Genomic DNA, 18,947 nt, shown 5'->3' with positions numbered 1-18,947 from the left:
GCCCGGTGACAGGTTCGCTCAGAACGCCGAGCCGTCGAGCAGGTGCGGGATCTCCTGGGTGGCGAACCAGGCGAGGTCCTCGTCCGGGTCGGGCTCGGCGGCGACATCCACGTGCACGGCCACCAGGTCCGCGAGCGGCACCGGCGCGTCGGGGTCGCCCACCTCGGCGACCAGCACCACGCGCCGTTCGCCGCCCAGCTCCGCGGAGGCAAGCGCGGCCTCGGTGAGGGCGGCGTACTCGCCCTCCTCGCTCTCGTCGGGCGCGACGAACCGCTCGCCGTCGGCCGGCACCTCCCCCGCGGCCACGTGGGCCGCGAGCCGCTCGAGGGTGGTGGGGACGTAGACGCGGGTGCTCATGGCTTCCTCTTCTCGGTGCGCCGCCGCCCGCGCGAGGCCTGCGGCCGCGCGTCGGTCGTGGTCTCGACGAGCTCGTCGAGGGCCTCGCCGATCGACTGGGCGAGCACACCGGCGTCGGGGACCAGGTCGCGGTCGGCGGTGATGCCGTAGTACACCTGCCCGTCGTACGACGTGACGCCGACGGCCACCGCCTGGCCGGGCAGCAGCGACGGGACGGGGTAGGTCGCGACCATGCGCGCGCCCGCGGCGTACAGCGGGGCCTGCGGGCCCGGCACGTTGGTCACGGTGAGGTGGAACCCGCGGCGCCGCTCGGCCCCCGCCACCCGGGCGCCGATGGCGTGGAAGGTGGCGGGGGCGAAGCCGGCGATGCCCGCGAGCCGGTCGGCCGCGACGCCGCGGCCGGTCTCGTGGTGCACGCGGAAGGAGTAGGAGACCTGGTGCAGGCGGACCACCGCGCTGGGCTCGCCCACGGGGAGGTCGACCTCGTGCGCGGCGATCTGCGTGCCCAGCGAGGTCGCCTCGAGCTCCTCGTCGATGACCGAGACCGGGACGACCGCGCGCACCCGCCGCACGCCGGCGAGCGACTCCGCACGGTTCATCAGCCAGGTGCGCAGCCCACCGGCGACGCTGGCCAGCACCACGTCGTTCACCGTGCCGCCGTGCACGGCGCGCACCCGGCGGTGGTCCTCCAGGGAGCGCACCACCCCGACCACGCGGCGCTGCTGCGAGAGCACGCCGCCGAGCGGGCCGACCCGCTCGGGCGGCCGGCCGGAGAGACCGGTGGCGACGCGAGCCACCCGCTGGGCCGAGTCGTCGGCGCTGCGCAACAGCTCGCCGGCGCGGCTGCGGGCGGTGTCGAGGATCGTGGTGCGGTCGCGGACGTTGTCGCGCAGCGCGCCCAGCACCAGCGACGCCGGCGAGGGGCGCCGGCGCGGGCGCCACACGTCGGTGCCGAGCTCCTTGGGCTCGGGGGTGGTGTCGAGCAGCACCTGGCCGAGCTCGACGGTCTCCACCCCGTCGACGAGCACCTGGTGGGACTTGTAGAGCAGCGCGACCCGGCCGCCGTCCAGGCCCTCGATGAAGTAGACCTCCCACAGGGGGCGGTTGCGGTCCAGCGGGCGCGACACGATCCGCGCCACCAGCTCGCGCAGCTGGTCACCGGTGCCGGGACGCGGCAGCGCCGAGCGCCGCACGTGGAACTCCAGGTCGAAGTGCGGGTCGTCGACCCAGACCGGGTTGGCCAGCCGCCCGGGCACCGTCTGGAGCCGCTGGCGGTAGCGCGGCACGAAGGAGATCCGCTCGGAGATCAGCCGCAGGAGGCACTCGTGGTCGAACCCGCTCTCGCCGGGCTCGAAGATCTCGACGGTCGCGTTGTGCATCGGGGTCGACGGGGTCTCCTCGGCCAGCAGCGCCAGGTCCCGCGGACGCAGTCGCTCGCCCATCGCCACGCCCTTCCCTCGCCGACCGGGCCACCGGGACCCCCGCTTGCTCCGCATGGGATTCTGGCAGACGTCGGGACCGGGTCGGCGCAGCAGCCGTCCGACACGTGCACACGCCCGCGGAGAACCACGCTCACCACGACAACGAGGAAGTGTCCCCCATGCGCCGTTCGATCGCGATCCCTGCGGTCCTCGCGACCTGCCTGTTCCTCGCCGCCTGCGGCGGCGAGGACGACAGCGACCCCGCCGACCCGGCGGACCCGAAGGTCATCGAGGTCACGATCCAGGACGGCACCGTCACCCCGAACGGCGAGCGGGTCCAGCTCGCCCAGGGCCAGGACGTCGAGTTCCTGATGGACGCGGACAAGCCGGGCGAGCTGCACGTGCACACCGACGGCGACGGCCAGACGCTGCCCTACGACAAGGGGATCAGCACGCTCGCGCTCGACCTCGACGAGTCGCCGGGCCGCATCGAGGTGGAGACCCACGACCCCGACGTCGTGGTCGTCCTGCTCGAGATCCGCTGAGGTGCCCGCAGACGGGCTGACACTGGCGCATGGGATCGGCGGGGCGAAGGACCTGCCGATCTCACCGGAGCTGGCCATCGCCGGCGCGGTCGCGGCGCTGGTGCTCTCCTTCACCGTGCTCGCCGTCGCGTGGCGCACGCCGCGCTTCGACGGCCCCGCCAGCGGGCGACCCGCCCCGGAGCTGCTGAGCCGGGTCGTGCTGTCCACGCCGTTCCGCGTCGCCGCCCGGACCCTCGGCATGGCGCTGTTCCTCTTCTCCGCCACCGCGGCGCTGTTCGGGCAGAACCTGCTGACCAACCCCATCTTCGGGATCTTCTACGTCTGGTGGTGGGTGGGCCTGGTGCCCGCCTCGTTCCTCCTCGGTCCGGTCTGGAAGGCGATCAGCCCGGTCCGCACCATCAACCTGCTCCTCGCCAGGCTCACCGGCTCCGACCCCGAGCGCGGCCTGATGGAGTACCCCGCCCGGCTGGGCTACTGGCCCGCCGCGGTCGGGCTGTTCGCGTTCGTGTGGCTGGAGCTGGCCTACGTCTACTCCACCGAGCTCGGGCCGGTGCGCCTGTGGTGCGCGGTGTACGTCGCGGTGATGCTCGTGGGCGGCGCGCTGTTCGGCAACCGGTTCTACGAGCGCGCCGACCCCTTCGAGGTCTACTCCACGCTGGTGGGCAAGCTGTCGATCTGGGCGGTGCGCGAGGGCCGGCTGCTGGTGCGCACCCCGCTGTCCAACCTCGACTCGGTCGAGGTCGGTCCCGGGCTCGTCGCCGTCGTGTCGGTGCTGTTCGGCAGCACGGCGTACGACTCCTTCCGGGAGAGCACCTACTGGCTGAAGTTCATCCAGAACAACGAGACGATCCGCACGACACCCTGGCTGGGCGAGTGGATCGGCACCTTCGGGCTGCTCGCGCTGGTGCTGCTGGTCCTGGCGATCTTCGTGCTCGCCACGATGGCCACCGGGGTCCGGGTGGACCCGCACAGCGGCCCCCGCACCCGGTGGGCGGTACGCCGCGCGCTGCCCGACCAGTTCGCGCACTCGATCGTGCCGATCGTGGTCGGCTACATCGTCGCGCACTACTTCACCTACCTGGTGGAGATGGGCCAGCTGACGCTGATCCAGGCCAGCGACCCGCTCAGCAACGGCAGCAACCTCTTCGGCACCGGTGACTGGAAGGTGAACTACGGCCTCGCCGAGCACCCGACCTTCATCGCCAACCTCAAGGTCGTCGCGGTGGTGATCGGGCACCTCCTCGGCGTCGTCGCCGCCCACGACCGGGCGATCCGGCTGCTTCCGCCGCGCCACCAGCTGGTCGGCCAGCTGCCGCTGCTGTTCGCGATGGTGGCCTTCACCGCAGGCGGGCTCTACCTGCTCTTCGCGTCCTGACGCCTCTCGCCGGCGCCCCGAGCAGGGCGTCGGCGAGGACGCCGATCCCTCGCGCCAGCGCGGAGTCGCCGCCGTCGGGGACGGTGCGCCCGGTGACCAGGGCCCGGTCGGTCGCGGCGCGGTCCTCGGGAAGGAAGTGCAGCCCGGCCAGCGGCACGAAGCCCGAGACCATCGCGCCCACGTCGCGCTCGGACCAGCCCAGGGTGCCGCGCATCCGGTTGACCACCACCCGCAGCGGGGCGGTGACGCCGCTCTCGCGCAGCTCCACCAGGCCGCGGGCCAGCCGGGCCAGCCCGACCGGGTCCGCGGTGCCGACCACGACCACCTCGTCGGCGGCCCCCAGTGCCCCGAGGGTGAGCTGGTGGCGGGCCGGCCGCGGCCCGAGGTCACCGTGCGGGTCGCCCTCCAGGCTCGGGCCGGTGTCGACGACCACCTGCCCGGCCGCCCGGGCGACGTCGAGCAGGACCTCGAGCGCCCCGGGCCGCACCTCGATCCAGCGGTCGGGCCGGGGCAGCCCGGTGACGACGGAGAGATAGGGGTCCAGGGCCCGCTGGACGGTGTCGAAGCGCTCCGCGAGCTGCCCGGCCGAGGCGAGCCGGGCGGCGGCGAGCAGGCCGGAGACCTCGTCGAGGATGCCCAGCTGCTGGGCGACGCTCGCGGCCTGCGGGTCCGCGTCGACCAGCACGGTGCGCAGCTGGCGGCGGGCGAGCTCGGCGGCCAGGGCGACCGCGACCGTGGAGCGCCCCGGGGCACCGGCCGGCCCCCAGACCGCGACGACACGGCCCGGCGCCGCCGGGTCCCGCGGCGTACGGTCGCCGGCGTCGGCGTCCTCCGGCACGGCGCCGTCCTGGGCCTCGCCGGGCCGGGCCGGGCCCGGCTCCCCCGCGGCCAGCACGGCACCGGGGAGCTCCTCGAGGCCGTCCTCACCGATCGCGGAGGCGATCCCGAGGCGTACGGCGTGCAGGCGCGCGGCGTCCGCGGTGGTGGTGCGCGGCACGACCGCGACCGTGCGGACGGCGTGGGCGCGCAGGTGCTCCACCGCGGGGCCGTCGAGGCCCGGCGCGTCCAGCCCGACGACGGCGACGTCGGCCTGCCCCGCCGACGCGGCGGCGAGCAGGTCGTCGACGTCCACGCAGCGCTTGAGCACGACCACCCCGGGCGCCTCCCCGAGCAGCGTCATCGCGCGCGGCTCCCACGCCGCGCCGGCCGCGACCACGAGGACGACGACCGGCGCGCGCACGCTCACCGGCCCAGGGTGACGGTGACGACCGCGTCGCCGCTGCGCCCGAGCCGGTCGAAGAACCCGGCCACGTCGGTCTCGTCGACGGCCAGCACGAGCTGGCGCCGGCCACCGGCCGCGAAGGCGTCGTCGGGCGCCGGCGCCTCGACCACCGCCACGTCGTCGAGGGCGGGCCCCGCGGCCGTGGTCGCCGGGTCCGCCCCGGCACCGGCGACCAGGTAGACGTCGACGGTCGAGCCGGGCCCGACGGCCGGCGGCACCTGGTCGACGGCCACCGGGACGTGCACGGTGCTCGTCTCGTCCGCGGCCCCCACCGCCGAGCGCGGCAGCAGCTCGCCGGCGCCCACCGGGCGCAGCAGCCTCAGGTCGGCGGGGACCTCCTCGTCGGCGCCGAAGTAGCCCTCGAGGTGGGCCCCGTCGGCGAAGCCGACCTCGTGCACGACCAGGTCGTCCGCGGTCAGCACCGCACCAGCACCCAGGTCGGCGGACACCGCCCAGACCGGTACCCGGTCGTCCGCGGCGGCCAGCACCCGCGAGCCCACGACCACGGACACCGCGACCACCGCGACCCCGGCCCACAGGCGCGGGTCGCGCCACCCGGGGCGACGGCTGCGCGTCGCCACCGGGACGGCGGACGGGGACACCTGGCGTGGCGCTCTGGACACGGCGCCCATCATGCCCAGCGCACGCTCCGCGGACACCTGCTCCTCCACAGGGTCGGGGGAACCCCGCCGTCGGGGCGGACCTGGTGCGACGATGTGCTCATGGCAGGCACCCCCCGGTTCCTCACCCTCGCCGACGTGGCCGAGGTGCTCAACACCTCGAGCGCGCAGGTCTACGCCCTCGTGCGTCGGGGCGAGCTGCCCGCCATCAAGATCGGCGGGCGCGGCCAGTGGCGGGTGGAGGACAGCCAGCTCGAGGAGTTCATCCAGCGGATGTACGCCGAGACGCGGACGTTCGTCGACGAGCACCCGTTCCTCGAGCCGGAGCCGGGACCGGAGCCCCGTCCCTGAGCGGGTCCGGGCCCTCGACCGCCGGCGGCGGCGACGTCCGGCTCAGCCCACCTCGGACTCGAGGCGGACCTCCACCTGGCGCTCGCGGCCGTCGCGCATGACCGTGAACTCCACGGTCTCGCCGGGCTGGTGGGTGCGGATCGCCACGATCAGGGCGATGCCGTCGGTGACGCGCTCGCCGTCGATCTCCACGACCAGGTCACCGGCCTCGAGACCGCTGTCCTCGGCCGGGCTGCCGGCCATGACCGAGTCGATCTCGGCGCCGGAGCCCTCACGGCGACCGGTCTGGACCTTCGCGCCGATCACCGGGTAGCGCGCCTTGCCGGTGCGCAGGATCTGGTCGGCGGTGGTCCGCACCTGCTCGATCGGGATCGCGAAGCCGACGCCGATGTTGCCGGACTCGCTGCCGAGCAGGGTGCCGCCGGTGGTGGCGATCGCGGAGTTGACCCCGACCACCTGGCCGCGCAGGTTGACCAGCGGTCCACCGGAGTTGCCGGGGTTGATCGCGGCGTCGGTCTGGACGGCGTTGATGTAGGAGGAGTCGTCGGCCGACCCGCCCGTGGTGACCGGGCGCTGGAGGGCGCTGACGATGCCGGCGGTGACCGTCGAGCTCAGCCCCAGGGGCGAGCCGATCGCGACCACCGTCTCGCCGACCCGCAGCGCCTGGGAGGCGCCCAGCGCGGCCGGGGTGAGGCCCTCGGCCTCCTTGGAGTAGAGCACCGCGAGGTCGTAGACCGGACTGCGCCCGACGATCTCGGCGGCGTAGCGGTTGCCCTCCTGGTCGACGATCTCGATCGCGTCGTCGCGGGTGGCGTCCGCGACGACGTGGTTGTTGGTGACGATGTGGCCCTGCCGGTCCAGCACGAAGCCGGACCCGGTGGCGCCGCCCTCACCCTCCAGCTCCGCCAGGATCTGCACGGTGCTGGGCAACAGCTCCTGGGCCACCGCGGCGACCGAGCCGTCGTCGCCGTCGAGCGGCGGCAGCTCCACGAGGTCGACCCCGGCGAGCCCGGCGCTCACGGTGCCCGGGTCGCGCTCGGCCAGCTCGTCGTGGAGCACGGCGCCGCCGTACCCGCCGAGCACGCCGACGGCGAGCGCCAGCACGGTCACGGCCGGCCACAGCCAGCCGCTGGGGCGGGGACGACGCGGAGCGGGGGCCACGGGCAGCGGCGCCGACGGAGGGGTGCCGTACCCGGTCCACGGAGCCGGGGGCGCCGACGGCGGCGGCCCCGCGGGCGGCGTCCACGTCGGCGGCGGGGACGACGGGAGGATCGGCTGGGTGGGCTCGCCCTCGCCGGCTGCGGGCCGAGGCGTGGGCTCGTCGTGCGGGTTCACCCAGCCATCATCACCCGCACCGCGAAATCGCGGGACCGCGGTCGGCGACCGCGAGCGGCTCAGCGGTGCTCAGGGATAGCGGCGCAGCGGGCCGGGCGGGGCCGGGTACGCCGGCGACGGGGTGACGTTCGTGACCGACGCGGGGGCCGGGGACCTGTCGACCTGGGGAGCCGAGGCGGGGCCGGTCCCGAGCGCCAGCACCCCCACGACCGCGACGCCGAGCGCGCCGCCGCCGACCGCGACGAGCGTCGTACGACGGGGGCGCCGGGACGGTGCCGTGGCCAGCGCGAGGTACGCGTCGCCCGGGGGCACGCCGAGCGGGGCGCCGCGCAGGGAGCCCTTCAGCCCGTCGGGGGCCTCGGAGGCACCCAGGGCGAGGCCGGCGAGGCGGGTCTTGACCCAGCCCTCCCGCTCCACCTGGTCGCGGCAGCCGTGGCACTGGTGCACGTGGGCCCAGGCGCGCTCGGCCTCGGCCTCGCTGAGCTGGCCGTCGAGCAGCGCGCTGACCCGGTTCCCGAGGTGACCGATCACCGCGTCCGCCCCCGTCCCAGCAATCCCGGGGTGAGCTCGGCCGGCGCCGGGAGGTCGGTGGTCGGTCCCGAGTAGCGGGTCCGGCCGGCCGTCGGCGCGCGGTGCGCGAGCGCGGTGCGCAGCATGGCGCGGCCGCGGTGGATGCGCGAACGGACGGTGCCGAGCTTGGCGCCCAGGATGTCCGCGATCTCCTCGTAGGCCAGGCCCTCGACGTCGCAGAGCACGACCGCGGCGCGGAAGCCCGGGGGCAGCGTCGCGAGCGCAGCCTCGACGTCGTCGTCGAAGCGCTGCTCGGTGTAGGCCGCCTCGGGCGGCGGGGAGCTGCTGGTGAGCCGGTCGGCGCGGGCGTCGGAGAGCGCGTCGAAGCGGATCCGCTGCTTGCGGCGGGCCTGGTCGAGGAAGAGGTTGGTGGTGATGCGGTGCAGCCAGCCCTCGAAGGTGCCCGGGGTGTAGCTCGAGAGGGACCGGAAGACCCGGACGAAGACCTCCTGGGTCAGGTCCTCGGCGTCGTGGCGGTCGCCGGTGAGGCGGTAGGCCAGGCGGTAGACGCGGTCGGAGTGGCGCTCGACGACCTCGTCCCAGGTGGGCACCTCGCCGGCTCGCTCGACGTCGCGGTCCTGGTCGATGTCCATCGCTGCTCCTTCGCCGCGCGACTCGGTCGCGTACCTCGTCCGCACTGGGTGGCCGACCTGCCTCACGCTAGTGGTGGAGCCTGAACGGAATCTGAAAGGAACCTGACCGGCATCGCATCGGGGACCAGCCCGTAGGGGCACGAGACCCGGGCCGGGTCTCGTGGCGGACAACGAACGACACGGCGCCGGTGTTCCCGGGGCCCCTCCGGCCCGGCCCGGTACGGTGAGCGTGCACGTCCGCGACCTGCCCGCGTCCGGGCCGGCGCCGTACCCAGGAGGCCGACATCACCACCACCCCGCCGACGAAGCCCGTCCAGGCGACGAGCTGGGCTCACGCCGAGACCTACGTGCCCGAGGACGAGGTCCTCGCCGCGGCGCGCGCCCGCGCCGCCCAGGTCGGTGTCGTCCCGATCGGGTCGGGCGCCGGTGCCGCGCTCCGCTTCCTCGCCTCCGTCCTGGAGGCCCGCGCCGTCGTCGAGGTCGGCACCGGCACCGGCGTCTCCGGACTGTGGCTGCTGCGCGGCATGCGCGCCGACGGGGTGCTCACCACCGTCGACGTCGAGACCGAGCACCAGCGCCTCGCGCGCCAGTCCTTCACCGAGGCTGGCATCCCCACGAACCGTGCCCGCACCATCGCCGGTGCCGCGCTCGACGTGCTCCCCCGGCTGACCGACGGCCACTACGACCTGGTCTTCTGCGACGGCGACAAGACGGAGTACTCCGCCTACCTCGCCGAGGCGATGCGCCTGCTGCGCCCCGGCGGCGTGGTGGCCTTCGACAACGCCCTGTGGCACGACCGCGTCGCCGACCCCTCGCAGCGCGACGAGGAGACCGTCGCCATCCGCGAGCTCGGCCGCGAGATCGCCGCCCACGACGAGCTCGTCTCCCTCCTCCTCCCCGTCGGCGACGGCCTGCTCCTCGCCAAGAAGGAGTGGAACCCCGAGACCCACTGAGGGGACCCGCTCCCCTCGCCGAGTCGGCGCTCGTGGCGGCGCCGGACGAGACGAAGAGGCCCGCAGGTCCCGGACGGGACCTGCGGGCCTCTCTCGTTGCTCAGGCGCTGGCGCGCGCCGGGCTCAGCGTGCCGGCGCGGCCTGCGGCGCCCCCTCCGGGTCGCCCGCCGGCGCCTCGTCGGGGAAGCGGCGCGGCCACCAGAAGCGGTCGCCCAGCAGCAGCGCGAGCGCGGGCACCAGCACGGTGCGCACCAGCAGCGTGTCCAGCAGGACGCCGATGCAGATCACGGTGCCGATCTGCGCCAGGACCACCAGCGGCAGGACGCCGAGGACGGCGAAGACAGCCGCGAGCACGATGCCGGCGCTGGTGATCACGCCGCCGGTCGCGGTCAGCGCGCGCAGCATCCCTCGGCGTGGGCCGTGGCGGCGCGCCTCCTCCCGGGCGCGGGTGACGAGGAAGATGTTGTAGTCCACCCCGAGCGCCACCAGGAACAGGAACGACAGCAGCGGCGTGCTGTTGTCGAGTGCGTCGAAGCCCAGCGGCCCGGTGAACAACCACCAGGAGGCGCCGAGCGCCGCGACGTACGTCGCCAGCACGGTCAGCACCAGCAGTACCGCCGCCACCGGGGCCCGCAGCAGCACCAGCAGGGCTCCCAGGACGAGCACGAGGATCAGCGGCAGGATGACCGTGCGGTCGCGCACCGCACCGGTGTTCTCGTCGAGCGCCTGGGCCTCGGTGCCGGTGACGTGGGTGTCGTCGAAGTCCGCGAGCCGGTCGCGCAGCCGCTCGATGCCGTCACGGACCTCCGCGGATCCGGGGTCGCCGGCCAGGACCGCCTCGATCTGCGCGACGCCGTTGCCCTCCTCCGTCAGCCGGGCGCCGCTGACGCCCTCGGTCTGGGAGATCGTGCGCAGCACCGCCTGGGGGTCGTCGTCGGCGGTGACCACGCGGGCCGGGTCCACCAGCCCCGCGGGGAAGGACTCGCCGACCCGCTGCAGCGCGGTGATCGCCTCGGGCTCGTCGAGGAACTGGTCCTCGGTGTCCAGCCCGGACTGCACGCCCAGCACGCCGGTGGCGAGGAGCGCCAGCAGGACCAGCGACCCGACGACGAACGCCGCCGGACGGCGCGCGACCTGGCGACCGATCCGCGCCCAGATGGACGTGGTGCTCTCGACCAGCGCCGGCTCGCCGACGCGCGGCACCTTCGGCCAGAAGATCCACCGACCGAACAGCACCAGTGCCGCCGGCAGCACGACCAGGGCCGCGAAGACGGCGACGACGATGCCGATCGCGGTCGCCAGGCCGAGCCCACGCGTGGTCGGGGTGAGCGAGAGCAGCAGCGTGAGCACGCCGAGGACGACGGTCGTCGCGCTGGCGAGCACGGCCGGCGCCGTGCGGCCCAGCGCGATGCGCATCGCGTCGTGCCGGGACTCGCGACGCCGCAGCTCGTCGCGGTAGCGCGAGATCAGCAGCAGCGCGTAGTTGGTGCCGGCGCCGAAGACGAGCACCGACAAGATCCCCACGGTGGACTCGTCCCACGCCACGTCGAGACGGGCCAGGACCTGGGTGGCGAGGATCGCCGCGACCCGGTCGGCCACGCCGACCACGATGATCGGCACCAGCCAGAGCACCGGGCTGCGGTAGGTGATCACCAGCAGCACCGCGACGATGGCGACGGTCGCGAGCAGCAGGCGTACGTCGGCGCCGGCGAAGACCTCCGCGAGGTCCGCGCGGACGGCGGCCGGACCGGTGACCTCCTCCTGCACGCCGTCGGGGACCTGCTCGGCCAGGCGGTCGCGCAGGTCGATGACGACGTCGGAGTTCTCGTCCGACGTGGTGGCCTTGACCGGCACGATCGCGATCGCGGCGGTGCCGTCCTCGGAGACCTGCAGCGGGCCGTCGGGGCCGACCGGAGCGGCCTTCACGTCCGAGGCGATCCCGCGCAGCTGCTTCAGCGTCGCGGCGTCCAGCTCTCCCCCGCCGGAGGCGCTGAAGACGACGACGGCGCTGCTCGCGCCCTCGTCGGGAAGCTGCTCTTGGAGCTCGGTGGCGTAGGTGCTGTCCTGACCGGCCGGCAACGCGTCCACGTCGGTGCGGGTCCGCTCGCCCTCGCCGACGAGGCCGAGCATCAGCACCCCCAGCAGCAGCGGGAGCAGCGCCACCAGCCAAGCGGTACGACGCCCGGCGATCAGCCGGGTCAGCCGGCCGCCCGGGGCCTGCCCGGTGCGGGCGTCGGCGTCTTCCATGAGCTCCCCCTGCATCCTTCGTGATGATTCGCTAACTTAGATACTAAGGAGGTGAGCAAATGCGGGAACAGTCGTACCTGACCGGCCCGATCCCCGCGCTGCGCGACCTGATGGCGCTCAGCGGCCGGGTGCGTCATCACCTCGCCCGGCGAGCCGGTCTGAGCGAGACCGAGCTGCTCGCGCTCGACCATCTGTCCACCGGCGTGCGCGGGCCTGCGGAGCTGGCGCGCCTGTTGGAGGTCAGCACCCCGGCCGCCACCGGCATCGTCGACCGGCTCGTGGGCCGCGGGCACGCCGTACGACGGGCGCACGTCGGCGACCGCCGGCGCACCGAGGTGCACATGACCCAGAGCGGACGGGTCGAGGTGCGCGGCCAGCTCGAGCCGATGCTGGGCAAGATGCGCGAGCTCGACGCGGAGTTCAGCCCCGAGGAGCTGGCCGTGGTCGAGCGCTACCTGCGCGGCGCCCAGCGCGCGCTGGAGACGCTGCTCGACGACCCGCCGTCAGCCGCGCGCTGAGGGCTCGAACCCGTCCCAGCCCTCGGCGACCCCCACGACCTCGCAGGGCTCGACCAGGACCGGCGGGCTGCCGACGATCCGGGAGACCTCGGAGTCCTCGACGGTCTCGAGGAGATGGGACTGGAAGGCCGCTCGGGCCTCGACGGAGACGAAGACGTAGACCGCCTCGAACCACTCCCCCGGCACCGTGCGCCACACCTTGAAGCGGAGCCCGGACCGGCCGGTGGAGCTGGCGTGCCCGCTGCTCGCCACGTGGTGGGCGAGGTCCTGACCGACGCCGGCCGGGGCGTTCCCCAGCGGCCAGCGCACGGTCAGGCCCTTCACTCGATGCCCGCCAGCGGTGACTCCCCGCCCAGCCACTGCAACAGCGCTCGCGCGCCGAAGCCGGTCGGGCCGGTCGTCCACTCGTGACGCTCCTCCGGGGCGTCGCCCACGGAGGCCACGTCGAGGTGGGCCCACGGGACCTCACCGACGAAGTGCTGGAGGAACAGGGCGGCGGTGATCGCGCCCGGGCCCCCGGCGGCGTTGTCGGCGTCGGCGACCTTGGAGGACAGCTTGTCCTCGTAGACCGACGCCAGCGGGAAGCGCCACAGCTCCTCGCCCGAGGCCAGGCCGGCAGCCTCGATCGAGGCCGCGAGGACGTCGTGGTTGGCGAAGAAGCCGCCGAGGTGCTGGCCCAGCGCGACCTTCATCGCGCCGGTGAGCGTGGCGACGTCGACGACGACCGCGGGGTCCAGCTCCGCGACGGCGTAGGCCAGCGCGTCGGCGAGGACCAGCCGGCCCTCGGCGTCGGTGTTGGTGACCTCGCTGGTGCGCCCGCCGTAGTGGCGGACCACGTCGCCGGGGCGCATCGAGGTGCCCGACACGGCGTTCTCGGCCGCGGGGACCAGCCCGATCACGCGGACCGGGCAGTCCAGGTCGCGCAGGGCGGCCATCGTGGAGATCACCACGGCGCCGCCGGTCATGTCGCGCTTCATGTTCGTCATGGCCTGGGCGGGCTTGATGGACAGCCCACCGGTGTCGAAGGTGATCCCCTTGCCGACCAGCACGACGGTGGGCGTACGCCGGCCCGCCTTGCGGGGCTCGTAGTCGAGGCGGATCAGGCGCGGCGGCGTGGCCGAGCCCTGACCGACCCCGATGACGCCCCCGAAGCCCTCGGCTGCGAGGCGCTGCTCGTCCCAGACGGTGACGTCGAGACCGGCCTCGGCCGCCACTGCGACGGCCTGCTCGGCCAGCCAGGCGGGGTTCTTGAGGTTGGAGGGGACCGTCGCCAGCGCACGCGAGCGCCAGCTCGCGCCGCCGATCGCGATCGCGCGGCGCAGGGCGGGCTCGTCGGCACCCGCGATCCCGGCCAGGACCACCCGGGCGACGGGCGGCTCCTCGGGCGGGGTCGAGCGCCAGTGGAAGACGAACGAGCCGAGCATGGCGCCGACGACGAACGCCTCGAGGCCCTCGGGCCCGGCGACCGCAGGGATCGACGTGGCCACCGCCTCGCGGCGGCGTACGGCGCGCGCCAGCTCCGCACCCGCGCGTCGCAGGTCGGCGGGGCGAGCGGCGCCCACCCCGACGAGCAGCACGAGGCGGAGCTCGGGGTTGTCTGGACCACCGGGGGCGACCGGCAGCGCAGTCACCTCACCGGCGGCACCGGTGGCGCGCTCCCCGTCGAGGACGGCGAGGAGGTCGATGCCGAGCAGGTCGGCGAGCTCCTCACCCCCGGGGCCCAGCAGGACGCTGCCGGCACCCTCGGCCGGAAGGACCGGTACGGCCACCACGTCCACCCCGCGCACCGCACTCGGCCGCTGCTCGCTGAGGGCGAACTGCGGGGGCGAGGGCTGCGCGGGGAGGACGGTGGTGGTCCGAGCGGAGGACGACCGTGCAGGTGTGGTCAACGACCTCAGCCCACGACATCCTTGAGAGCATTGCCGAGCGCACCGGCTTCCTCGGCGTTGAGCTCGACAACGAGGCGGCCACCGCCCTCGAGGGGAACGCGCATCACGATGCCTCGCCCCTCCTTGGTGACCTCCAGCGGACCGTCGCCCGTCCGCGGCTTCATCGCCGCCATCCGGCACCTCTTCCTTGCGGTTGTCCCTGCACCGGATCGAGCGACCACGGCGCGCGTGCTGGACCATTATCCCCCATCCCCGGCGTGACTGGCGCCACACCCCGCCCAGTGCGTACGCCGAGTTCCGGTCGGGTACGTCGCATGGTTGGGGCACGGCTCGGCGAAGGGGGTGGGGCACACTGCCCTGATGACCGACTCGACAGTCCTCCTCGACCTCACCGACGGCGTCGCGACCGTGACCCTCCACCGCCCCGAGGCCATGAACAGCCTCGACGTCGCGACCAAGGTGGCCCTGCGCGAGACCCTCCAGCAGGTCGCCGCCGACCCGGAGGCGCGGTGCGTGGTGCTGACCGGCACGGGGCGCGCCTTCTGCACCGGCCAGGACCTCAAGGAGCACATCGAGATCCTGCACAGCGGCAGCAGCGAGGAGCTCTTCCGCACCGTCGAGGAGCACTACAACCCGATCGTCACCGCCATCGCCACGATGCCCAAGCCGGTGATCGCCGCGGTCAACGGGGTGGCCGCCGGGGCCGGCGCGAGCATCGCCATGGCCTGCGACCTGCGGGTCGTCTCCGAGACGGCCGGCTTCAACACGGCGTTCGCCAACGTCGCGCTCTCCTGCGACACCGGCGCCAGCTACTTCCTGCCCCAGCTGGTCGGCAAGGCGCGCGCCCTGGACCTGCTCTACTTCCCGCGCACCGTGGGGGCCGCCGAGGCGCTCGAGCTCGGCCTCGCCAGCCGCGTGGTGCCCGCCGAGGCGCTCGCCGACGAGGTCGCGGGCCTGGCCCGTCGCCTGGCGGCCGGGCCGACCGTGGCCTACGCCTCGATCCGCCGCGCGGTGGACCACTCCGCGGGCCACGACCTGCCCGACTCCCTCGCCTTCGAGGGGCGGCTGATGAACCTCACCGGTGCGACCGAGGACCACCACGCCGCGGTGGCGGCGTTCGTGGCCAAGGAGAAGCCGGTCTACCAGGGGCGCTGAGCGCGGGGTCGGGACTGCGGTCGGGACCGGGGCCGGGCGCCGGCCTCAGACGATCTTGGTCAGGTAGGCCCAGGTGAAGACGCCGACACCGACCACCATGCCGAGGTGGGCCAGGAGTGAGAGCCACGGCCCCTGCGACCAGCCGTCCCCGGCGCCCGCCGCGGCGTGCCGACCGCGGGCCGGCACCCAGCGCAGCAGGATCGACAGGCCGGCGAGGGCGACGACCCACCACAGGCCGATCGCGATGATGCCTGCGACGGAGCCGCCGAACGCCGTGTCGTCGTCCGCGACGAGGAAGACCGTCCACACCACCAGGGCGAGCACGCCCGCACCGGTGTGCACGTCGAGCAGCCGGCGCCCCACCTGGAGCTTGCCCGCCGATCGGGAGCGGCCCAGCCGGAGCCGGGTCAGGACCACCACGACGGCCGCGAGGGCGGTCAGGACGTAGACGACGATCGGGGACACGGGGGGCAGTGTGCCCTACGGCGTCTGCGCGTCGCCATCGGACGGGGTCCCCGTGGACAGCGTCCGTGGCACGGGCGACGGTGGCACAGGCGCTCCCGGGGTGGCCCGTGAGTGCCCGTCGTACGGCGCGGCGGGGCCCTCGGCCGGAGGCTCGGCGGTCTCCTCCGCGGGGTGCTCGTCCAGCTGGCCGGCGAGGCGGTCCAGCAGGGCGTCGACCTCGGACATCCGGTAGCCACGGAAGGCCAGCGAGAAGCGCACCCGCCGCAGGTCCTCGGCGCGCACCGGACCCTCGGCCGGCACCAGCACGTCGGGCCGGTCGTCGTGCTCGACCGCCATCGGGGTGCCGCGCCCGGAGGCGACGACCGCCACGGCGCCCATCACCAGGACGACCAGGATCGCGAAGAACCACATCACTGCGGGTGCACCTCCCGCGCGGCCCGCAGCAGCGCGACCGCCTCGTCGACGTCGTCGGTGATGGTGAGCATGTCGAGGTCGGACGGGGCGATCTTGCCCTCGGCGAGCACCGTCGAGCGCAGCCAGTCGACCAGGCCGGTCCAGTAGTCGACGCCCATCAGGACGATCGGGAAGCTGGTGACCTTGCGGGTCTGCACCAAGGTCATCGCCTCGAACAGCTCGTCGAGGGTGCCCACGCCGCCGGGCAGCACCACGAAGCCCTGGGTGTACTTCACGAACATCGTCTTGCGCACGAAGAAGTAGCGGAAGTTGACCCCGGAGTCGACCCACTCGTTGAGCCCGGACTCGAAGGGCAGCTCGATGCCGAGGCCGACACTGAGCCCGCCGGCCTCGCAGCAGCCCTTGTTGGCCGCCTCCATCGCACCGGGACCGCCGCCGGTGACCACGGCGAAGTCGGCCTCGGCCAGGGCGCGCCCGAGCTTCTCGCCCAGGGCGTACGCCGGGTCCTCGCGGGCGGTCCGCGCGGAGCCGAAGACGGCGACCGCGGGCCCGAGCTCGGCCAGGGCACCGAAGCCCTCCACGAACTCGGCCTGGATGCGCAGCACCCGCCACGGGTCGGCGTGCACCCACTCGGCGGGCCCGCGGGAGTCGAGCAGGCGCTGGTCGGTGGTGGTGCCGTCGATCTGGCGGCGGCGCTGGATGATCGGGCCCTTGTGCTTGGTCATGCCTCGCCTCCCAGCCAGGCCCGCAGCCGGGTCTCGCAGCGTTCGATGTCGGCCACCGGCACGTGCTCGTCCTGCTTGTGGGCGAACAGCGGGTCGCCCGGGCCGTAGTTGACCGCCGGGACGCCCAGGGCGGTGAACCGGGCGACGTCGGTCCAGCCGAACTTGGGCGCGACCTCGCCGCCGACCGCGGCGATGAACGCCTGGGCGGCGGGGCGGTCGAGGCCGGGCAGCGCGCCCGGGGCACTGTCGGTGACCCGCAGCTCGAAGCCCTCGAAGACCTCGCGCACGAACGCGAGCGCCGCCTCCTCGCTGCGGTCCGGGGCGTAGCGGAAGTTGACGGTCACCACGCACTCGTCGGGGACCACGTTGCCGGCGACGCCGCCGCGGATGCCGACGGCATTGAGGCCCTCGTGGTACTCCAGCCCGTCGATCACCGGGCGCCGCGCCTCGTAGGACCGCAGCCGGTCGAGCACCTCGCCGGCGGCGTGGATGGCGTTGACCCCGCGCCAGCTGCGGGCGGAGTGGGCCCGCTCGCCGCGGGTGGTGACCTCGACGCGCAGGGTGCCCTGGCAGCCGGCCTCGACCGCGGCGTTCGAGGGCTCCATCAGGATCGCGAAGTCCGCGCGCAGCAGCTCGGGGTCGCTCGCGGCGAGGTGGGCCAGCCCGTTGTGCTCGGACGCGATCTCCTCGCCCTCGTAGAGCACGTAGGTCACGTCGCGCACCGGCTCGGCGAGGTCGTGGGCGAGCTTGAGGATGACCGCGTCGCCGCCCTTCATGTCGCAGGTCCCCAGGCCGTGCAGCACGCCGTCGACGAGGCGGCTGGGCAGGTTGTCGTTGACCGGGACGGTGTCGAGGTGCCCCGCGATCACCACCCGCTCCCCGCGGCCGAGCTCGGTGCGCGCGACCACCGTGTTGCCCCGTCGTACGACGTGGAGGTGGGGCAGCGGCGAGAGCGCGGCCTCGACGGCGTCGGCGATCGCGCGCTCGTCGAGGCTCACGGACTCGATGTCGACCAGCGCGGCGGTGAGGGTGACCGCGTCGACGCTCAGGTCGAGGGTCGGCGGGCCGGAGACGGTGCCAGAAGCGGTGTCGGGGACGGAGGAGCTCATGGCTGAAGTCAACCAGCCGCCCACGACGCTCGGCCGGCACGGCGTCGGACAGGTGTCCGGAACAGGCTACCGAAGGGATAGAACAGGTTCTAGTGTGGCGGCATGCGCCACGGAATCGTCCTGTTCACCTCCGACCGCGGCATCACGCCCGCCGCCCTGGGTCGCGCCGCCGAGGAGCGCGGGTTCGCCACGCTCTACGTCCCCGAGCACACCCACATCCCGGTGCGCCGCACCGCCGCCCACCCCGGGACGGGCGACGAGACGCTGCCCGACGACCGCTACACGCGCACCCTGGACCCGTGGGTCTCGTTGGCCACCGTCGCGGCGGTCACCGAGCGGATCGGGCTGGCCACCGCGGTGGCGCTGCCGGTCGAGTCGGACCCGATCACGCTCGCCAAGCAGATCGCGACCCTCGACCACCTCTCCGGCGGCCGGGTCACCCTCGGCGCGGGGTTCGGCTGGAACACCGACGAGCTCGAGGACCACCACGTCCCGCCGGCCCGGCGCCGCACGGTCCTGAAGGAGTACGTCGAGGCGATGCGGGCGCTGTGGACCCAGGAGGAGGCCTCCTACGCCGGCGAGCACGTCTCCTTCGGGCCCTCGTGGGCCTACCCCAAGCCGATCGGGCGGGTGCCGCTGGTGATCGGCGCCGGCGGCGGGCCGAAGACGTTCCGCTGGATCGCCGCGCACGCCGACGGGTGGATGACCACCCCGCAGCAGACCGACATCAGCGGCCACATCGAGGCGCTGAAGAAGGCCTGGGCCGAGGCCGGGCGCACGGGTCAGCCCGACATCCGGGTGCTGATCGCCTTCCGCCCCGACCCCGCCGACCTCGCCGCCTGGGCCGAGGCCGGCGTCACCGAGCTGATCTGGGGCGTCCCCGACGCCGCGCCGGACGCCGTACTCGCCCACCTGGACAAGCTGGTCACCCGCCTCGACCTCTGACCCCTCGCGAGTCGGCCCTTGTGGTTGCGCGAGTCGGCCCTTGTGGTTGCGCGAGTCGGCCCTTGTGGTTGCGCGAGT

General features: G+C 74.3%; 22 protein-coding genes. 7 read left to right on the top strand and 15 right to left on the bottom strand.

The window, feature by feature from the left end:
• Positions 1-18: 18 nt before the first annotated feature.
• Complete coding sequence (locus tag HOQ23_RS03695; protein WP_172211957.1) at positions 19-357, bottom strand: hypothetical protein; 339 nt, start codon at positions 355-357, stop codon at positions 19-21.
• Positions 354-1,799, bottom strand: a complete 1,446-nt coding sequence (locus HOQ23_RS03690; RefSeq protein ID WP_172211955.1) for a wax ester/triacylglycerol synthase family O-acyltransferase — start codon at positions 1,797-1,799, stop codon at positions 354-356. Before HOQ23_RS03690 ends, HOQ23_RS03695 begins: the two co-directional genes overlap by 4 nt.
• A gap of 158 nt (positions 1,800-1,957) precedes the next feature.
• Between HOQ23_RS03690 and HOQ23_RS03685 the strand changes: the two genes are divergently transcribed.
• Complete coding sequence (locus tag HOQ23_RS03685) at positions 1,958-2,323, top strand: hypothetical protein (protein ID WP_172211953.1); 366 nt, start codon at positions 1,958-1,960, stop codon at positions 2,321-2,323.
• Between the two features lies 1 nt (position 2,324).
• A complete protein-coding gene (locus tag HOQ23_RS03680) occupies positions 2,325-3,698 on the top strand; it encodes a hypothetical protein (RefSeq protein WP_172211951.1) in 1,374 nt (457 codons plus the stop codon).
• Here HOQ23_RS03680 and HOQ23_RS03675 read toward each other — a convergent pair.
• Both HOQ23_RS03675 and HOQ23_RS03670 read right to left on the bottom strand, forming a co-directional pair.
• Complete coding sequence (locus HOQ23_RS03675; RefSeq protein WP_172211949.1) at positions 3,661-4,944, bottom strand: hypothetical protein; 1,284 nt, start codon at positions 4,942-4,944, stop codon at positions 3,661-3,663. The genes HOQ23_RS03680 and HOQ23_RS03675 overlap by 38 nt on opposite strands.
• Entirely contained in the window at positions 4,941-5,603 is a 663-nt protein-coding gene (locus tag HOQ23_RS03670) for a hypothetical protein (protein ID WP_172211947.1), read from the bottom strand. The genes HOQ23_RS03675 and HOQ23_RS03670 overlap by 4 nt, the downstream gene beginning before the upstream one ends.
• Positions 5,604-5,702: 99 nt before the next feature.
• Between HOQ23_RS03670 and HOQ23_RS03665 the strand changes: the two genes are divergently transcribed.
• Positions 5,703-5,951 carry a helix-turn-helix domain-containing protein gene (locus HOQ23_RS03665; protein ID WP_172211945.1) on the top strand — a complete coding sequence of 83 codons (249 nt, stop codon included), beginning with the start codon at positions 5,703-5,705 and terminating at the stop codon, positions 5,949-5,951.
• A 42-nt stretch (positions 5,952-5,993) separates the two neighbouring features.
• On the opposite strand, the gene HOQ23_RS03660 is transcribed toward HOQ23_RS03665, so the two are convergent.
• The 3 genes from HOQ23_RS03660 to sigE all read right to left on the bottom strand — a co-directional run bounded on the left by HOQ23_RS03660 (position 5,994) and on the right by sigE (position 8,449).
• Positions 5,994-7,286, bottom strand: a complete 1,293-nt coding sequence (locus tag HOQ23_RS03660) for a trypsin-like peptidase domain-containing protein (protein ID WP_172211942.1) — start codon at positions 7,284-7,286, stop codon at positions 5,994-5,996.
• 69 nt (positions 7,287-7,355) lie between these two features.
• Positions 7,356-7,817 (bottom strand): anti-sigma factor, encoded by a 462-nt coding sequence (locus tag HOQ23_RS03655; protein ID WP_172211940.1) that lies wholly within the window; start codon positions 7,815-7,817, stop codon positions 7,356-7,358.
• Entirely contained in the window at positions 7,814-8,449 is a 636-nt protein-coding gene (sigE, locus tag HOQ23_RS03650; protein ID WP_172211938.1) for an RNA polymerase sigma factor SigE, read from the bottom strand. Before sigE ends, HOQ23_RS03655 begins: the two co-directional genes overlap by 4 nt.
• Before the next feature lie 347 nt (positions 8,450-8,796).
• Here sigE and HOQ23_RS03645 point away from each other — a divergent pair, with 347 nt between their 5' ends.
• Complete coding sequence (locus HOQ23_RS03645) at positions 8,797-9,402, top strand: O-methyltransferase (RefSeq protein ID WP_367650356.1); 606 nt, start codon at positions 8,797-8,799, stop codon at positions 9,400-9,402.
• A gap of 123 nt (positions 9,403-9,525) precedes the next feature.
• Here HOQ23_RS03645 and HOQ23_RS03640 read toward each other — a convergent pair whose 3' ends face one another.
• Positions 9,526-11,649 (bottom strand): MMPL family transporter, encoded by a 2,124-nt coding sequence (locus HOQ23_RS03640; protein ID WP_172211936.1) that lies wholly within the window; start codon positions 11,647-11,649, stop codon positions 9,526-9,528.
• 59 nt (positions 11,650-11,708) lie between these two features.
• On the opposite strand from HOQ23_RS03640, the gene HOQ23_RS03635 reads away from it, so the two are divergent.
• Positions 11,709-12,167: a MarR family winged helix-turn-helix transcriptional regulator gene (locus HOQ23_RS03635; protein WP_172211934.1), complete on the top strand. Its 459-nt coding sequence runs from the start codon at positions 11,709-11,711 to the stop codon at positions 12,165-12,167.
• On the opposite strand, the gene HOQ23_RS03630 is transcribed toward HOQ23_RS03635, so the two are convergent.
• The 3 genes from HOQ23_RS03630 to HOQ23_RS03620 are packed head-to-tail and all read right to left on the bottom strand — an operon-like array spanning position 12,153 to position 14,229.
• Positions 12,153-12,491, bottom strand: coding sequence for a hypothetical protein (locus tag HOQ23_RS03630; RefSeq protein WP_172211932.1), 339 nt, complete (start codon positions 12,489-12,491; stop codon positions 12,153-12,155). The genes HOQ23_RS03635 and HOQ23_RS03630 overlap by 15 nt on opposite strands.
• Entirely contained in the window at positions 12,488-14,056 is a 1,569-nt protein-coding gene (locus HOQ23_RS03625) for a M17 family metallopeptidase (RefSeq protein ID WP_172211930.1), read from the bottom strand. Before HOQ23_RS03625 ends, HOQ23_RS03630 begins: the two co-directional genes overlap by 4 nt.
• Positions 14,057-14,061: 5 nt before the next feature.
• On the bottom strand, positions 14,062-14,229 hold the full coding sequence (locus HOQ23_RS03620) for a DUF3117 domain-containing protein (RefSeq protein WP_081795029.1): 168 nt from the start codon (positions 14,227-14,229) through the stop codon (positions 14,062-14,064).
• A gap of 187 nt (positions 14,230-14,416) precedes the next feature.
• On the opposite strand from HOQ23_RS03620, the gene HOQ23_RS03615 reads away from it, so the two are divergent.
• Positions 14,417-15,211 carry an enoyl-CoA hydratase/isomerase family protein gene (locus HOQ23_RS03615; protein WP_172211928.1) on the top strand — a complete coding sequence of 265 codons (795 nt, stop codon included), beginning with the start codon at positions 14,417-14,419 and terminating at the stop codon, positions 15,209-15,211.
• A 45-nt stretch (positions 15,212-15,256) separates the two neighbouring features.
• Here HOQ23_RS03615 and HOQ23_RS03610 read toward each other — a convergent pair whose 3' ends face one another.
• The 4 genes from HOQ23_RS03610 to dapE are packed head-to-tail and all read right to left on the bottom strand — an operon-like array spanning position 15,257 to position 17,924.
• Positions 15,257-15,676 (bottom strand): hypothetical protein, encoded by a 420-nt coding sequence (locus HOQ23_RS03610; RefSeq protein ID WP_172211926.1) that lies wholly within the window; start codon positions 15,674-15,676, stop codon positions 15,257-15,259.
• A gap of 15 nt (positions 15,677-15,691) precedes the next feature.
• Positions 15,692-16,087, bottom strand: a complete 396-nt coding sequence (locus tag HOQ23_RS03605) for a DivIVA domain-containing protein (RefSeq protein ID WP_172211924.1) — start codon at positions 16,085-16,087, stop codon at positions 15,692-15,694.
• Positions 16,087-16,815, bottom strand: a complete 729-nt coding sequence (locus tag HOQ23_RS03600) for a TIGR00730 family Rossman fold protein (protein WP_172211922.1) — start codon at positions 16,813-16,815, stop codon at positions 16,087-16,089. The genes HOQ23_RS03605 and HOQ23_RS03600 overlap by 1 nt, the downstream gene beginning before the upstream one ends.
• On the bottom strand, positions 16,812-17,924 hold the full coding sequence (gene dapE, locus HOQ23_RS03595; protein WP_172211920.1) for a succinyl-diaminopimelate desuccinylase: 1,113 nt from the start codon (positions 17,922-17,924) through the stop codon (positions 16,812-16,814). Before dapE ends, HOQ23_RS03600 begins: the two co-directional genes overlap by 4 nt.
• Before the next feature lie 102 nt (positions 17,925-18,026).
• Here dapE and HOQ23_RS03590 point away from each other — a divergent pair, with 102 nt between their 5' ends.
• Positions 18,027-18,869 carry an LLM class F420-dependent oxidoreductase gene (locus tag HOQ23_RS03590; RefSeq protein WP_172211918.1) on the top strand — a complete coding sequence of 281 codons (843 nt, stop codon included), beginning with the start codon at positions 18,027-18,029 and terminating at the stop codon, positions 18,867-18,869.
• Positions 18,870-18,947 lie beyond the last annotated feature (78 nt).

This window comes from Nocardioides sp. zg-DK7169, assembly GCF_013155365.1.
GTDB lineage: Bacteria > Actinomycetota > Actinomycetes > Propionibacteriales > Nocardioidaceae > Nocardioides.
Note: the sequence above shows the minus strand (reverse complement) of the source record. Positions and strands in the feature narration are given on the sequence as shown.

What these genes read in the sequence shown, in the direction of transcription:
- HOQ23_RS03690 (WP_172211955.1), bottom strand. Translation starts at nt 1,799, where the DNA reads ATGGGCGAGCGACTGCGTCCGCGGGACCTGGCGCTGCTGGCCGAGGAG.
- HOQ23_RS03615 (WP_172211928.1), top strand. Translation starts at nt 14,417, where the DNA reads ATGACCGACTCGACAGTCCTCCTCGACCTCACCGACGGCGTCGCGACC.
- HOQ23_RS03620 (WP_081795029.1), bottom strand. Translation starts at nt 14,229, where the DNA reads ATGGCGGCGATGAAGCCGCGGACGGGCGACGGTCCGCTGGAGGTCACC.
- sigE (WP_172211938.1), bottom strand. Translation starts at nt 8,449, where the DNA reads ATGGACATCGACCAGGACCGCGACGTCGAGCGAGCCGGCGAGGTGCCC.
- HOQ23_RS03685 (WP_172211953.1), top strand. Translation starts at nt 1,958, where the DNA reads ATGCGCCGTTCGATCGCGATCCCTGCGGTCCTCGCGACCTGCCTGTTC.
- HOQ23_RS03695 (WP_172211957.1), bottom strand. Translation starts at nt 357, where the DNA reads ATGAGCACCCGCGTCTACGTCCCCACCACCCTCGAGCGGCTCGCGGCC.
- HOQ23_RS03600 (WP_172211922.1), bottom strand. Translation starts at nt 16,815, where the DNA reads ATGACCAAGCACAAGGGCCCGATCATCCAGCGCCGCCGCCAGATCGAC.
- HOQ23_RS03640 (WP_172211936.1), bottom strand. Translation starts at nt 11,649, where the DNA reads ATGGAAGACGCCGACGCCCGCACCGGGCAGGCCCCGGGCGGCCGGCTG.
- dapE (WP_172211920.1), bottom strand. Translation starts at nt 17,924, where the DNA reads ATGAGCTCCTCCGTCCCCGACACCGCTTCTGGCACCGTCTCCGGCCCG.
- HOQ23_RS03665 (WP_172211945.1), top strand. Translation starts at nt 5,703, where the DNA reads ATGGCAGGCACCCCCCGGTTCCTCACCCTCGCCGACGTGGCCGAGGTG.
- HOQ23_RS03590 (WP_172211918.1), top strand. Translation starts at nt 18,027, where the DNA reads ATGCGCCACGGAATCGTCCTGTTCACCTCCGACCGCGGCATCACGCCC.
- HOQ23_RS03605 (WP_172211924.1), bottom strand. Translation starts at nt 16,087, where the DNA reads ATGTGGTTCTTCGCGATCCTGGTCGTCCTGGTGATGGGCGCCGTGGCG.
- HOQ23_RS03635 (WP_172211934.1), top strand. Translation starts at nt 11,709, where the DNA reads ATGCGGGAACAGTCGTACCTGACCGGCCCGATCCCCGCGCTGCGCGAC.